We start from the raw sequence: 15,042 nt of genomic DNA, 5'->3' as shown, positions 1-15,042 counted from the left end.
TCAATGATACGGTTATTTAATTAGGATACAGTACTTAAATTTATAAAAAAGAAGAATATGTCAGAAAGAAAATGGGAAACAATCAAAGAATACGAAGATATTCTTTTTGATTACTATAACGGCATTGCCCGTATTACTATCAATCGCGAACGGTATCGTAACGCATTCACGCCTACTACTACCGGTGAAATGAGTGATGCGATGCGTATTTGCCGTGAAGAGGCCTGTATCAGTGTAGTTGTTATTACCGGAGCAGGCGATAAGGCTTTTTGTAGTGGTGGCGATCAGAATGTAAAAGGTCGCGGAGGTTATATTGGAAAGGATGGGGTACCTCGTCTGAGTGTATTGGATGTACAGAAGCAAATTAGAAGCATTCCTAAACCTGTTATTGCTGCTGTAAATGGTTTTGCTATTGGTGGCGGACATGTGCTCCATGTGGTTTGTGATCTTAGTATTGCGTCAGAGAATGCCATCTTCGGACAGACGGGACCTCGTGTAGGTAGCTTCGATGCTGGTTTTGGATCCTCATATCTTGCCCGTGTGGTAGGACAGAAAAAGGCACGTGAAATTTGGTTCCTTTGCCGTAAGTATAATGCACAAGAAGCACTTGATATGGGATTGGTGAATAAAGTGGTACCTTTAGAGCAACTCGAAGATGAATATGTTCAGTGGGCAGAAGAGATGATGCAACTCAGTCCGCTTGCTCTTCGTATGATTAAAGCCGGATTGAATGCTGAGCTTGACGGACAGGCAGGCATTCAGGAGTTGGCGGGTGATGCAACGATGCTGTATTATATGACTGATGAGGCTCAGGAAGGAAAAAATGCTTTTCTTGAAAAGCGTAAACCAGATTTTAAACAATTTCCCAAATTGCCATAATAAAGAAGATCGGCTTTCTTTAAGAGTATAAATGCTATGTACGATATAAAGATTCATCCTCATAAGCTCCATTTTAAGCAGCCGGCGGGTACATCACGAGGTATTTACGTCACTCGTGATGTATGGTATCTTCATCTTACTTCTGATATGTATCCCGATAGGATAGGTATTGGTGAGTGTGCTCCGCTCCCTAAACTGAGTTGCGATGATATTCCTGATTATGAATCAGTCTTATCCCGAATCTGTAACCGTGTGGCTGCCGAAGGGACTTTTTCGGTAGAAGAACTTCGGGAGTATCCCTCTATTCTCTTTGGACTCGAAACTGCTTTCCGTCATCTGGAGGCAGGGAGTTTTGCACTTTGGAATACGCCTTTTTCACATGGAGAAGTTGGAATTCCTATTAATGGTCTTATCTGGATGGGCGATTACAAAAAAATGCTTGAACAGATTGAAATGAAGATGCAAACAGGATTCCGTTGTATCAAATTAAAAATAGGTGCTATCAATTTTGAGGAGGAACTGACTTTATTACGTTTTATTCGTTCTCATTTCTCTGCAAAGGAAATAGAGCTTCGTGTGGATGCTAACGGTGCTTTTTCTCCGGTTGATGCAATGGATAAGTTAAGCCGTTTGGCGGAGCTTGACCTGCATTCCATAGAACAACCTATTCGTGCCGGACAGTGGGAGGAAATGGCACGTCTTACTGAGGTAAGCCCTTTGCCTATCGCATTGGATGAAGAGTTAATCGGAATCAATACCTCAGAAAATAAGCGGCGTTTGCTTGAACAGATCCGTCCTCAGTATATTATCTTGAAACCATCTCTTCATGGAGGTATTGCCGGTGGTGACGAATGGATTCGTTTGGCTGAGGAGCTGACAATCGGCTGGTGGATTACTTCTGCTCTCGAATCTAATATTGGATTGAATGCTATTGCTCATTGGTGTGCTACATTTAATAATCCTTTGCCACAGGGACTTGGTACCGGTGCCTTGTTCACTAATAATATAGAGATGCCTCTTGAAGTAAGGAAAGATTGCTTGTGGTATTCTGTAACACATTAATTATTGATTTGTCATGCAACTGAATAGATGTGAGCAGAGTTTGACATTAGAAGGCAAAAAGTACTCCCGGGAAGAAATAGTGCATCTGATTAGTAATGTTTCAGAAGTGACTTCTCCTTTTTTGCTCGATTTATATCATTTTCTTGCTGATTGGTTTAATGACTCCCCTTTTATAGAAGTCCATACTTCGGGCTCTACCGGGATACCCAAAGTGTTGATGGTCCGTAAAGAACAGATGATGCAAAGTGCCCGTTTGACTTGTGAGTTTTTGAATCTTCGTATAAATGACACTGTTTTACTCTGCATGCCTTTACAGTATATTGCTGGTAAAATGGTAGTGGTTCGCGCATTGGTGGCTGGCTTAAATCTTATATTACGTACTCCCTCCGGGCATCCGCTTGCCGATGTGGATATGCCACTTCGTTTTGCGGCAATGGTACCTTTACAGGTTTTTAATACCTTGCAGGTACCACAAGAGAAAGAGCGTCTTAGTCACACAGATATACTTATTATAGGTGGAGGTGCTATTGATGCAGCTCTTGAGACAGAGATACGTTCATTACCCGGAGAAATTTATTCTACTTATGGCATGACAGAAACACTTTCACATATCGCTTTGCGCAGGTTAAATGGTGTTTCTGCCTCTTTATATTACCGGCCGTTCCCTTCAGTCGAGCTTTCATTATCTCCTGAAAGTACATTAATGATAAAGGCACCCTTGGTTTGTGACGAAGTGTTGGTTACAAATGATGTGGCACAACTTTATCCGGATGGTAGTTTTATCATCATTGGAAGAAAGGACAATATTATTAATAGTGGAGGAATTAAGATACAGGCAGAAGTAGTGGAGGAATTATTGAAATCTCTTATAACAGTTCCTTTTGCAATAACCTCCATTCCGGATTTAAAGTTAGGACAGGCGGTTGTACTTCTGTTGGAAGAAGGAATGAATACAGATATGCTAAAAGAAAAGATTCATTCTGTATTACCTAAATATCAATGCCCCAGGCAAATACTTGTAATTTCTCATCTCCCTCTTACAGGTAGTGGAAAAATAGATCGGGCTAACTGTAGATTGTTTGCGGAAAAAATGGTACAAATATGATCCTTTTTTTATCTATTACTTTATAAGGATCGAATATAATATATGAAAATTAAAAATGGTAGATAATCCTTTAATTCTACACGTAAAATTTTAAGAGCCTGACCGATTCGGTAATTAACAGTCTGTGGAGAAACTTTTAATTTGAGGGCAATTTCTTTATGGGTGAGATGATACTTCCTGTTTAATTCATAAGCCTCCCGAAATTCAACAGGTAGTTTTGCTAATGCTTTGTCATAAAGTCTGAATAGTTCGTTTTCTAAATAAAAGTCAGGACTTATGAACTCTTTCTCGTATTTATCGGCTATTTCTTGGTGGACTTTTCGTTTAATTTCATGATGAGTTATACGATTTAATGCCTTGTTTTTTACTATGGTAAAAAGCAGAGTTTTTAGTGTAAGCTCTGCAATCAGACTTGAACGGTTTTCCCATAACCACATCATGGTATCTTGTACGATTTCTTCTGATTCAATTTGGGAAACATATTGAGAACAAAACGCACATAATCCTCGAAAATAATAACGGTATACTTCTTCGAAAGCCTGTACATCGCTGTCCTTTAATGCGGCGATTACGGTACTATTATCATTTATATCTAAAGGTTTAGTAAAGTTCCCCATTCTTTTTAATTAAATATACAACAAACATACTTATAATTTCTCCATTCTCAAAATGAATCATTAAATAATATTTTTTTTTCTATTTCATTTAGTATCTTTGCTGCCACAATTGTATTACCTACGACAATAGTATATATTAGGTATAAAGATTGAACATGATGGATGAAATGAAATTACTGAGCTACTTCAATGGAGAACTCAGTGAAGAGGAAGTTTTACAAGTAGAGACTTGGTCCAAAGCTTCTGAAGAAAACCGGAAGCTACTTGAACAAATATATTATACAGCATTTGTCGGGGATCGCGTTGCTGTGATGAACTCAGTTGATGTAGAAGGTTCTCTGAAGAAGTTGAAAGTCGCAATGAAGCCCAAAGAGAGTGCAGTAAAGAAGCGTCGCTCTATTGGTTGGAAGCGTTATGCTATTCCATTGGCTGCTTTTCTCACTGGAATTGTATTTACTATCGGCTTTTCTTATTTGGCATTAAATAAAACATCGAATTATATTGTGGCAACAACAGCTGGACAGCGTGCGCAGTTTGTGTTGCCGGATGGTTCTAAGGTATGGTTGAATGCCTCTACTCAGTTAGCTTATAAATCTTCTTTATGGAGTCGGGAACGTCAGGTAAATCTTACGGGTGAAGCTTATTTTGAGGTGGCACGTGATGAACATGCTCCTTTTATTGTAAACAGCAAAAACATAAAAACGCAGGTGTTGGGTACGAAGTTTAATGTACGTGCTCGTGCTGCAGAAGAGAAAGTTGTTGCTACTTTGCTGAAAGGTTCTATTCGTGTTGATTTACCTCGGGAAAATAATGAGGGTTTCATTTTAAAACCAGGACAGATTCTTAATGTGAATACTTCAACTCTGCAGGCAGAACTTACAGAATCTTCTTCACCCCGGGATGTACTTTTATGGATACAAGGAAAACTTGCTTTTGAGCAAGCTACGTGTTTAGAAATGACGCGATGTCTTGAACAGCACTTTGACGTTCATTTTTATTTTAAAGATGAACAATTAAAAAAAGAACGTTTTACTTGTGAGTTCCGTACGGATGATAATATAGAAGATATTCTCTCTGTATTATCATTAACCAAACGTTTTCAGTATAAAATAGACGGAAATAAGATCTATTTATCTGCCGGGAAATAAAAATAGATAAATTCTAAGTACTCATCAACTAATAAATTAGAGAGAGTATATCAAAGAAGAGTTTGCATGTGATCTACGTGTCTCTCTTTGATATACTCTCTTTGTCTTTTTATCTATCTTTTATTCATATCTTTTTTAGACTATTGGGGTTTTTAACATCCTTTTTTTCTCTTTTCTTTTAAATTTTTCTCTTTTCTTTTAGTAACTATGCTCTGTTAACTGTATTATTTTAGTAAAAGCGAAATAACAACCAATATAATAACCTAAAATAATTATAGATAATGAAAGATATTCCATAAAAAAGATTTCCTGTATTGGATTTTATATTGAGATGGTTTCTTAATCTGTTAATGTTAAAAGAATACGAAATGAAAAAAATTACAAAGTACAAGATTAAATTCTTGTTGGGGTTCCTTTTCCTTTTTATTCCAGCCTTTTTAAGTGCATCTGCACAAAATGTACTGTTAAATCTGGATTTTACTAATGTCCCTTTGAGTAAGGTGCTGAACGAAATTGGTCGGCAAACTTCTCTGTCAGTTGTATATAATACTAAAGATATTAATCCTGATAGAGTAGTGACGATTAAAGCTAATCGTGAGAAATTAGGGACTGTTATGAATCGCTTACTTAAAAATACTAGTGCCTCTTTTTCAGTACGGGATAAGTATTTGGTGCTCTTTACAAAAGAAGTGGATGAAGTGAGAAACGTGACACAGCAGAACAAACGTATAATAAAAGGAGTAGTAACGGATGAAAACGGTGAGCCTTTGATTGGAGTAAGCGTACTGGTTAAGGGAACTACTACAGGAACTATTACTGATATGGACGGAATTTATTCCCTTGAAGTGCCTGAAGATGGTGTATTGGAATTTTCCTATATTGGTTATCAAAAAATATCATTATCGATTGCAGGGCGTACCTCTTTCAATGTAACAATGAAAGAAGATGCACTACAATTAAATGAAGTGGTAGTTACTGCTATGGGTATCGAACGCAAAGAAAAGTCCTTGACGTATGCAACTCAAAAAGTGAGCGGTGAGGAGCTAATGAAAGTGCAAGATGCCAATTTTGTTAACTCACTGCAGGGAAAGGCGTCTGGTATTACAATTACTCCAAGTGCCGGTGGCGCCGGTGGTGCATCAAAGATTTTATTAAGAGGAAACAAGTCAGTTTTAGGAAACAATAGCCCTTTAGTAGTGGTAGATGGTATTCCTATGACCAACAATATTAGTGGACAAAAAGGCTGGGGGGATGGTTCTGGTATTAATTACTCAGGTACATCTGAAGGTTCTGATCCTCTTTCAACCATTAATCCTGATGATATTGAGAGTCTTAACATTCTAAAAGGCGCTAATGCAGCTGCTCTTTATGGTAGTGCAGCTGCGAATGGTGTCATTATGATCACTACTAAGAAAGGTAAAGAGGGACGTATCGATGTCAATATTTCTTCTAATGTTACATTTGAAAAACCATTATTAACTCCTGAAATACAAAATATCTATGGTGCGTCTCTTAATCTGTCTGCGAACACATTAGCTCTTGATAGTTGGGGCAAAAAGTTGACGGATATGACATCAGAAGAGCTTGCTTATGAAGGAGCTCATTTACGCAATTATGCAAATGATGATGTTGATGATTTTTTTCAAACAGGTGTTACTGTGAATAACTCAATATCATTGAGTGGAGGATCGGAAAAGATACGTTCTTATTTTTCATTTGCTAATTCTCATTCGGATGGTATGGTTCCCAGGAATAATTACAATAGAAATACGCTTTCTTTTAGACAGAGTTATGCGCTATTTAATAAGAAATTGAATATTGATGTATCTGTGAATTATGTACATACTGTTCTGCGTAATCGACCTGGTGGTGGTACGGCATTAAATCCGTTGTATGACCTTTATACAACTCCTCGTAATATCGATATGCAGTATTATAAAGACAACTATATGATAGAAAAGGGGCAATGGTTATCTAATCCGCAGGGATACTATAAGAAAAACGGTAACTCTTATGAGTGGATTTCTGACGTTCAGGTACCCTTGGAAGGCAAGCAACAACAATGGGCTTATACCTCTAAAGGTCATAATAATCCTTATTGGTTGGTAAATGAATGTACGGGAAAAACGGAAGAAGAGCGATTATATGGATACGTAACTGCTAAATATGAATTACTTGCAGGGTTGAATGTACAAGGACGTTTGAGTATGGATCGTACCCGTACTAAAGGAACATCCAAGCGTTCAGCTACAACATGGACTCCTGCTGCAATGGAAGATTATGGTATATTTGGACAAGATATCAACCGCAGTAACGAGATTTATGTAGATTACTTGTTGAGTTATAATAAAGATATTAAAGATTTTTCTGTATCTGCTACAGCCGGATGGGTAGGACATACTATTAAAGGAGAGATTCAGAAAATATGGACTCAAGCTACTGTTGCAGATCCTCAAAAAAGGATATTGCCAACCCAGGTTAACTTTTTTGAGCCTACAGCTTCAGACGGATCTTTGGGTAGTAGAAGTTTTTCAAAATCTTCAGATTGGGATAAAGCTGCGTTATTTACTGCACAGTTAGGATATAAAGAGAAAGTTTATATTGACGGTAGTTATCGTAGAGACTGGTATCGTGCTTTCAAACAATTTGAAGGTCGTGGTACTCCTACTAATTATGGTTATTTTGCTGTGGGTGCAAATGCTTTGTTGAGTAAAATTTTCTCCTTACCAGAAGTTATAACTAACTTAAAGTTGAGAACCTCGTATAGTGAAGTGGGTAATTCTATTCCTAATATAATATTTTCTAAGAGTACAGAAAATAAACTGACAGGATCAGTGACAACCTCTAATTATGGATATTTTGCTAATCCTATACCTGAAAAAACGAAATCATTTGAAGCAGGTTTTGATCTTTCATTATTTGGCAATTCTTTAGATATGGATTTTACCTATTATAATACAGCTCTGCATAATGGTTATTTGTTGAATGCAAGTGGTAGTGGAAAGGCCATTCCTGTTAATACCGGATTAATTCGAAATTCAGGTATTGAAACTACTGTAGGTTACTCTTTGAATTTGGCTAAAAATTTATTGTGGAGAACAACTGTGAATTTCTCTTACAACAATAATAAAATAGTAAAAACCTATCATAATGAAAATGGTGGTGAAGTCTTGATTGAGCAAAAGATAGCAGGTGGAAAAGTTCAAGTTAAATATGTTGAAGGCGGATCTTATGGAGATATGTATGCTACTGACTTTTTACGTGACGAAGATGGAAACATTTTGTTAACAGATGAGGGTAAACCACAACTATCTGGTGAGCAATTTGGTGTTTATATTGGAAATATGAACTCAAAATTTCAATTGGGATGGAGTAATACTTTCACGTATAAGGATTTCTCTCTTTATTTCTTGATTAATGGTAAAATTGGCGGTAAAGTGATTTCCTTCACTGAAGCGGAATTGGATAAGTTAGGAGTTTCTCAACGTACTGCCGATGCACGCCTGGCTGCTGAAAACAATAATGATTTAATATGGAATGGAAAACCTGCTATGTATATGCCAGATGGAAATCTCGCACCGATAAATGCTTATTACCAAGGAATTGGCGGTGATGTAAATGCAACACAATATGTTTATGATGCTACAAACTTCCGTTTGAGAGAATTGTCTTTGGGATATACATTCCGTAATTTGTTGGGTGCCTCCAAGAATGTGTCATTGTCTTTGATAGCGCGCAATCTGTTCTTTATCTATAAAGATGCACCTGTAGATCCGGATATCTCTCTTTCTACTCAAAATGGTTTAGGAGCTTTTGAAATATTTAATATGCCTTCTGCCCGTTCGTTTGGTATTTCACTGAAAGCTAATTTTTAATTAGTATATATCGTTAAAAATGACAATTATGAAAAAATATATATTATCAGTTGCGTGTGCAGTATTTGCCACGTTTGGACTACAATCTTGTTTGGATTTTGATATTCCGGGAGATGAATTTACCGGAAATGATGAACTTAAAGATGATGTCGTATATCATGGTCAGGCAGATTTGATTGATTATCATAAAGAAATCAGTGAGGAAGGATTTGCAAAAGCTGAAACTGCATTAAGTAGAACATTTGGACAATTATTGACTGCTCAATATAGTATGCGTGGAGGAAAAGAGGGGAATATGCCCGGTGGCCATGCGTATCAATATCAATTCAGTCTGGGAGTTGATAATTACGCAGGATATTTATGTCTTCCACATAATTTCGATGGTCGCATAGCGTCTACTTATTACGTAAACAGAGATTTTAATTCCGGTCCTAATGGTTCGTTTACAATTACCAAAAATAATCTGACACCTATGCTGAATCATCCGGATATTGATTCTATTCCTGAGATAAAAGCAATTGCACTTTTATTATACGATTATGCTTCCCAAGAAATGGCTGATATATACGGACCTTTTCCATATATAAATTATAAAGAGAACAAGGAGGAGCATCCGTTTACTTATAATACATTATCTGAAATTTACGCAACAATCGTTGATAATATTGACACCATATCTGCTTGCTTTAAGCACTATCCACAGCGTCCGGAATGGTATAAGAAAAAGGTGGATAAGTTATTGATGAGTTATGATGCAATAACAACCGATTGGAAAATTGATACATGGGATCGTTTTGCCAATTCATTAAAGCTGAGAATGGCTATGCGTACAGTAAAAGTTAATCCTGAAAGATCAAGAAAATGGGCAGAAGAAGCCATAGAAGCTGGTGTTGTTGAAAAGTTGTCACAAGAAATAGCTTTGGATCCTATGTTTGTCGGATTTTCGAATCCTTTGCTTGAGATTTCTCAGACATGGGGGGATACTCGTCTGAACGCTTCTTTTGAGAGCCTGTTGATGAGCCTGAAACACCCATATACAACTTATTTGTTTGAGAAGAACTCTAATCCGTTAGTCAATCGTGATGATAATAATAAAATACTTGCAGCAAATACGCGCGTTGTAGGTTTACGTGCGGGTGTGCGTATGATACCCGGACAATCTTATGATAATAATCCTCGTGTTGCATATTCTCGTATTGGCAGTTCTTACATAGCTATGGCTCCACTTTATTTTATGAAACTTTCAGAAGTTGATTTTTTAAGAGCTGAAGGAGCGATACGTGGCTGGAATATGGGAGAAAGTGCACAAGTACTTTATGAACGTGGTATTGATAATGCCGATGTAGAAAACAGAGCATTGGGGAGTCGGTACGCTACAAAACTACCTGAATATAAATCTTTGGATACACCGGTTGCTTATGTGTATGAAGATCCGATGGATGATGCTAATAATATGGTTAGTGTCACAAAAATAGGTGTGAAGTGGAATGAAGGCGATGACCTTGAAACGAAGTTGGAAAAAATTATAACTCAAAAATATATTTCTCTTTTCCCATATTCATATGAAGCATGGAGTGAATTACGTCGTACAGGGTATCCTAAGTTATTTCCTGTGTTGAATGTTGAAGATGGTGATAGAAGCTTAAAACAAGGAGATTTACTTCGCAGAATGCCTTATCCGGGGGATACGGACGCTATTAAACAGGATATAAATGATACCGGATTGAAAGCTTTGGGAGGTAGTGATGTACAGGCTACGCGTTTATGGTGGGATATTGATAAACCCAATTTTTAATATGGAGTGATTTTAAAGTAAAAGGATGGTACTATGAAAAGTACCATCCGGATACCGATTGTATAATTTAAATTTTTTTATTATGAAAAGAATTACATTGGCATGTATGGCAGCTGTGTGCTGTTTATCGTGGGGAACGCCGGTAATGGCTGAAGGAGATATACCACCTTCTGCTTCAACGGAATTATTTGATTTTACCCCTTTCAATGATAGGGAAATGTTGGAGCTGTTTTTGACTGCTCAGGAAAATGGACGTAAATATCCAACCGAGGCGGAATTTGAAGCAGCAGGATTCAATTTGATTGATTTAGAGTTTGCACGTTCTCATGTACGTCCACGAGCTATTTTGAAAGATAAAAGTAAAAACTTATATCCGAATATATACGAAAACCGTAATTTGTGGATGAATATTCCAATGGGAGTAGGTAAAGCAATTGGTGGGTATCCAAGTTCTACATTCAGTGATGATACATATTCTATGTGGAATTATACAAATTTATTCGGATCATGGAACCATGGTTTATTTCAGGCACCAGGTTCGTGGGTAGATGCTGCTCATAAGAACGGTACGGATATTTTTAGTGGAATTAAGTTCTTTGAAAGTTGGACACCCGGAAGTGAGTCTGCGAAGTACAGAGAAATGATAACCGCGAAAAATCCAGACGGATCTTTTAAATATGCCGAAGCATTTATTAACTGTTTAATGTTTTTTGGAACAGATGGTATCAATTATAACTGGGAAGATACCGGTTATGCTGATGCTGATGTAATGGCTTTCCATAAAGAATTGTATAAAATAGCTGAGCGGGAAGGATTTAAAAATTTCCATATTGGTATTTATACATCTAATTCTACACTTAGCCAACGCTATGTTGACGCATTGTATGGAACAAAAGAGACAGGCAAAACCGCTGATTTGATGCTTAATTATGCTGGTGGTGACTTTTCTTATGGAATTGGGTCCTCGGTTGATATTGCCGAAGCAAATTATGGGAATGCCGATGGAGTATATACTGGAGTTTGGATTGTTAGCATGGATAGACGCTGGAGCGCTTTGAACGAAAATGAATCAGCCAAAAAAGCTGGAGTATGCTTATGGGGCGAACACGGTCAGAGTCGTTTTATGAGTTATAATGTGGGTGCTACATCTATGGAATTTCAGTCTAATTATCAGAAATTATTAGAAAGAACTTTTTCCGGAGGTAACAGAAATCCGGCCAATTTATTGCCAGTTTCCAATACAGGAAATAATTGGGAACAGGATGGAGACAAAGAGCCCTTAGAAAGTTTTTGTGGATTAGCAACTTTTATTCCTGAACGTACGGCTATTCAGGGAGATCTTCCTTTCAATACATTCTTCTCTTTAGGTAATGGAGAACGTTATAACTATAAAGGAAAGAAAACTTTTGCCAGTTGGTATAATATAGGGGCACAGGACGTAGTTCCTACTTATCGTTGGTTGGTGTATGATGCGGGTACTACAACTGTTTCTACAAAAATTCAACCTTCATTTACTCATGAAGATGCTTATATTGGTGGGTCTGCCTTACGTTTGGAAGGTTCTTCAACGGACAACGGTACGGATATTGTTCTCTATCGTTCTAAGTTAAAAGTGTCAGGTACAGATCCTGTAGTCAAAGTTGCTTTGAAATCAGGTGCAACAGGTACAGAACCTTCACGTTTATATGTGATATTAAAGAAAGAAAATAATGACCAATGGTTTGAGTATGCAGTTGGTGAAACTAATGGCCCAACATGGGAAGAGAAACAGATCGCTTTAGCAGGTTTTTCTTCTAATGATGTTATAGAATACATAGGATTCCGTGTGAAAGGTGCATATGCTGGTAATTATAACATGTTGGTTGGTAAGTTAGAATTGAGTGATAGTCGTATTGCTACTCCTGCTAATATAAAATCTAACAGTTTAGTTGTTGAGGTAAAAGAAGAAACGACCAAGTCTCTTTCATTGAAATTGAATTGGGCGGTAGATCCTACAGGTCTTAATTTCAGCCGTGCAAACTGGGGATTACTTTATAATGATGAAGCTAATATAGATCATTTTGAGATCATGTATAAAAATGGCGAAAACGGTAAGATCTCAGAGATAGCACGTACAACCGGATGGTCTGGATTTGCTGGTAATATTGTTTTTGAAGGAGATAGTGATGAACCTTATGTTGGAGTACGCTCAGCATCTGTTGACTTCAAGACCTATTCTCCAATACAGTGGGTGAAAGTAGAACGCTCTACATCTCCTAATTTGCCTGCACCAAAAGATAATACATATTGTGAATCTGTTGTAAATCCTGCGGCCGAAGGAGTTGATATTGCCCGTGAACAACGTTATGTTGAATCATTTACTACAACTGGTGCTGACCAGAATTTAGATTACCATGCAAGTGCTCCTCAACCGGACGGAACTCAATATGTGAATGCTACTGATCATGTGTTAAAAGTAAAACAAGGACAAACCATTACATTGTCTTTCAAAGCTTACGATACAAGTACATTGTCTAAAGTTGACGGGTTACGCTTCTGTTTTGCAAAAGGTTATATGGATTTGGATAAGAGTGATTCATTTGAACCGGATGGTGATGAATTATTGTTTGACTTAGGTACTGTAAGGAAGGGTACGCCCGAATTCGAAACTGTTGGATACACAAAAGAATTTACGATTCCTGCTGATGCTGCTGTTGGAAAGAGTCGTCTTCGTGTTGTATTCTCTGATGCATGGTTTGCACACCCTGGTCCTTGCGGACAAACTGCTAAAGGATTTTCTATTGACTTCGGTGTAGAAATTACAGGTGATAATCCTCAACGTCCTGTTGCTCCTGATTTGCATGATCAGGGAGAAGCTGACGAACCGGATCGTGTAAGAGATGAAGATCCGACTACTCCTCCTTCAGGTGTTGAGAATATAAAAGAAGGATATGCTGGTTTCTCAAAATGCTGGATGGATCCTGCAGAGAATGTAATATTCTTCCAGGATGTAGAAAGAGCTTGGATTTATACAACTACAGGACAATTGGTTAAATATGTGATTGGTAATCCGGAGAGTTTGAATGTAGCAGAACTGACATCTGGTGTTTATATTGTAAAAATGGAATATAACAATGTAATTCGCAGTCAGAAGTTACTTAAACAGTAAAGGTCTTTTTTATATTAAATATAAGAATCTATAATTGATAGATTGCCCGAAAATACAGTGAACGTAAAAGTTCGCTGTGTGGAATATTCCACTTCGGGCAATCTTTTTTTTATTTTATGAATATACTAATTATGAGAAAAGTAAAAAACATATTTATAATTGGGCTATTTCTCTTTCTGGTTGTTCTTCCTTGTAACGGTTTTACTTTCGACCCTTCTATCCCCTTGGAGGAACGTGTTCTTTTATTTGATATGGGAGATGGCGGCTCCCGCTTTTATCGCATTCCGGGAATTGTAACGGCAGCTGATGGTTCTTTGGTAGTAGTGGCAGACAGGCGTTGGGATAAAATAAATGACCTTCCGGCACATATAGATGTAGTGTCCCGCCGGAGTGAGGATAATGGTAAAACATGGTCGGAAACTGTGACAATAGCAGGTGAAGGAACGACTGTTGGTTGCGGAGATCCGGCTATTGTATTGGATAGGAGGACCGGACATTTACTTTGTATTTTTGCTTCCGGTAATGGATTATGGCAATCGGGGGAGAATAATCTGATGAGAATTAATATTTCTAAAAGTGTTGATAATGGTAAAACGTGGAATGCTCCTGTGGATATCACTTCGCAAATTTATGGAAAAGACTGCCCTGATAAAATTAGAAGATACTGGTATGGGGCTTTTGCCTCTTCTGGAAGAGCTTTACAGTTACAGGATGGCCGGATTATGTTTTGTATAGCTGTAAGAACTACATCTGATTGGGGAGGGCCATTAAGTAATTATGTCTGTTATTCTGATGATGGTGGAAGTACCTGGAAGGTTTCAGAGAATGCAGCCGATAATAATGGTGATGAAGCCAAACTAATAGAACTGAATAATGGTGATATTTTAATGAGTATTCGTAATAGGGAAAAAGGAGTCCGTAAATTTTGTATATCTCAGGATAGAGGAATGACATGGGGAAAATCATACTTGCAGTCAGATATTCAGGATCCGGCTTGTAATGGCGATATTATGCGATACTCTACCACAAAAGAAGGTGCCCTTAAAAATATAATTCTTCATTCTATCCCCGATGATAACCGTATCCGACAAAATGTTTCTGTTCTTTTAAGTTATGATGAAGGAAGAACCTGGCCGGTAAAGAAAACAATATTATCCGGATTATCAGCTTATTCATCAATGACGGTGTTGCCGGACGGAACTATTGGCATTGTAGTGGAAGAAGGTAAATGGGATGATTCATTACCGGGCGCTGATGGCTTTAAACTTTGGTTTGTTCGTTTTACATTGAGTTGGCTTATGAGTGAAAACTGATTTAAATCGTTACAAACCTGGATATAAAAACAGGATATACTTTAAGGTGAGATTATCTTATGGATTTCTTTGATTGTAAAATTAGTATTTTAACAGTGAC

General features: G+C 37.5%; 9 protein-coding genes. 8 read left to right on the top strand and 1 reads right to left on the bottom strand.

The features are described from left to right. Positions 1–57: 57 nt before the first annotated feature. Genes menB through QX565_RS11490 form a run of 3 tightly spaced genes read left to right on the top strand, consistent with a single transcriptional unit; the run spans position 58 to position 3,046 of the window. Positions 58–879, top strand: coding sequence for a 1,4-dihydroxy-2-naphthoyl-CoA synthase (gene menB / locus QX565_RS11500; protein ID WP_002561903.1), 822 nt, complete (start codon positions 58–60; stop codon positions 877–879). Between the two features lie 36 nt (positions 880–915). Beyond that, entirely contained in the window at positions 916–1,941 is a 1,026-nt protein-coding gene (locus QX565_RS11495) for an o-succinylbenzoate synthase (protein ID WP_289292806.1), read from the top strand. 13 nt (positions 1,942–1,954) lie between these two features. Further along, the gene (locus QX565_RS11490) at positions 1,955–3,046 is read left to right on the top strand and encodes an AMP-binding protein (RefSeq protein ID WP_289292805.1); all 1,092 of its coding nucleotides are present in this window, start codon (positions 1,955–1,957) and stop codon (positions 3,044–3,046) included. A 20-nt stretch (positions 3,047–3,066) separates the two neighbouring features. Here the strand turns inward: QX565_RS11490 and QX565_RS11485 are convergent, their stop codons facing one another. Next, entirely contained in the window at positions 3,067–3,663 is a 597-nt protein-coding gene (locus QX565_RS11485) for an RNA polymerase sigma-70 factor (protein ID WP_007484745.1), read from the bottom strand. 158 nt (positions 3,664–3,821) lie between these two features. On the opposite strand from QX565_RS11485, the gene QX565_RS11480 reads away from it, so the two are divergent. The 5 genes from QX565_RS11480 to QX565_RS11460 all read left to right on the top strand — a co-directional run bounded on the left by QX565_RS11480 (position 3,822) and on the right by QX565_RS11460 (position 14,942). After that, positions 3,822–4,811: a FecR family protein gene (locus QX565_RS11480; protein ID WP_007484746.1), complete on the top strand. Its 990-nt coding sequence runs from the start codon at positions 3,822–3,824 to the stop codon at positions 4,809–4,811. Between the two features lie 368 nt (positions 4,812–5,179). Next, positions 5,180–8,686, top strand: coding sequence for a SusC/RagA family TonB-linked outer membrane protein (locus tag QX565_RS11475; protein WP_025866913.1), 3,507 nt, complete (start codon positions 5,180–5,182; stop codon positions 8,684–8,686). 28 nt (positions 8,687–8,714) lie between these two features. Then, positions 8,715–10,481, top strand: a complete 1,767-nt coding sequence (locus QX565_RS11470; protein ID WP_007484748.1) for a SusD/RagB family nutrient-binding outer membrane lipoprotein — start codon at positions 8,715–8,717, stop codon at positions 10,479–10,481. A gap of 82 nt (positions 10,482–10,563) precedes the next feature. After that, complete coding sequence (locus tag QX565_RS11465; protein WP_007484749.1) at positions 10,564–13,629, top strand: endo-beta-N-acetylglucosaminidase; 3,066 nt, start codon at positions 10,564–10,566, stop codon at positions 13,627–13,629. 131 nt (positions 13,630–13,760) lie between these two features. Continuing rightward, entirely contained in the window at positions 13,761–14,942 is a 1,182-nt protein-coding gene (locus tag QX565_RS11460) for a sialidase family protein (RefSeq protein ID WP_289292804.1), read from the top strand. Positions 14,943–15,042 lie beyond the last annotated feature (100 nt).

The sequence above is a fragment of the Bacteroides sp. 41_26 genome, from assembly GCF_949740115.1.
Taxonomy (GTDB): Bacteria; Bacteroidota; Bacteroidia; order Bacteroidales; family Bacteroidaceae; genus Bacteroides; species Bacteroides nordii.
The sequence above is the reverse complement of the archived record's forward strand: the minus strand, read 5'-3'. Positions and strand labels throughout refer to the sequence as shown.

Coding starts and splice junctions, on each gene's coding strand:
- QX565_RS11475 (WP_025866913.1), top strand. CDS start 5,180: ATGAAAAAAATTACAAAGTACAAGATTAAATTCTTGTTGGGGTTCCTT.
- QX565_RS11460 (WP_289292804.1), top strand. CDS start 13,761: ATGAGAAAAGTAAAAAACATATTTATAATTGGGCTATTTCTCTTTCTG.
- QX565_RS11495 (WP_289292806.1), top strand. CDS start 916: ATGTACGATATAAAGATTCATCCTCATAAGCTCCATTTTAAGCAGCCG.
- QX565_RS11470 (WP_007484748.1), top strand. CDS start 8,715: ATGAAAAAATATATATTATCAGTTGCGTGTGCAGTATTTGCCACGTTT.
- QX565_RS11465 (WP_007484749.1), top strand. CDS start 10,564: ATGAAAAGAATTACATTGGCATGTATGGCAGCTGTGTGCTGTTTATCG.
- menB (WP_002561903.1), top strand. CDS start 58: ATGTCAGAAAGAAAATGGGAAACAATCAAAGAATACGAAGATATTCTT.
- QX565_RS11490 (WP_289292805.1), top strand. CDS start 1,955: ATGCAACTGAATAGATGTGAGCAGAGTTTGACATTAGAAGGCAAAAAG.
- QX565_RS11480 (WP_007484746.1), top strand. CDS start 3,822: ATGGATGAAATGAAATTACTGAGCTACTTCAATGGAGAACTCAGTGAA.
- QX565_RS11485 (WP_007484745.1), bottom strand. CDS start 3,663: ATGGGGAACTTTACTAAACCTTTAGATATAAATGATAATAGTACCGTA.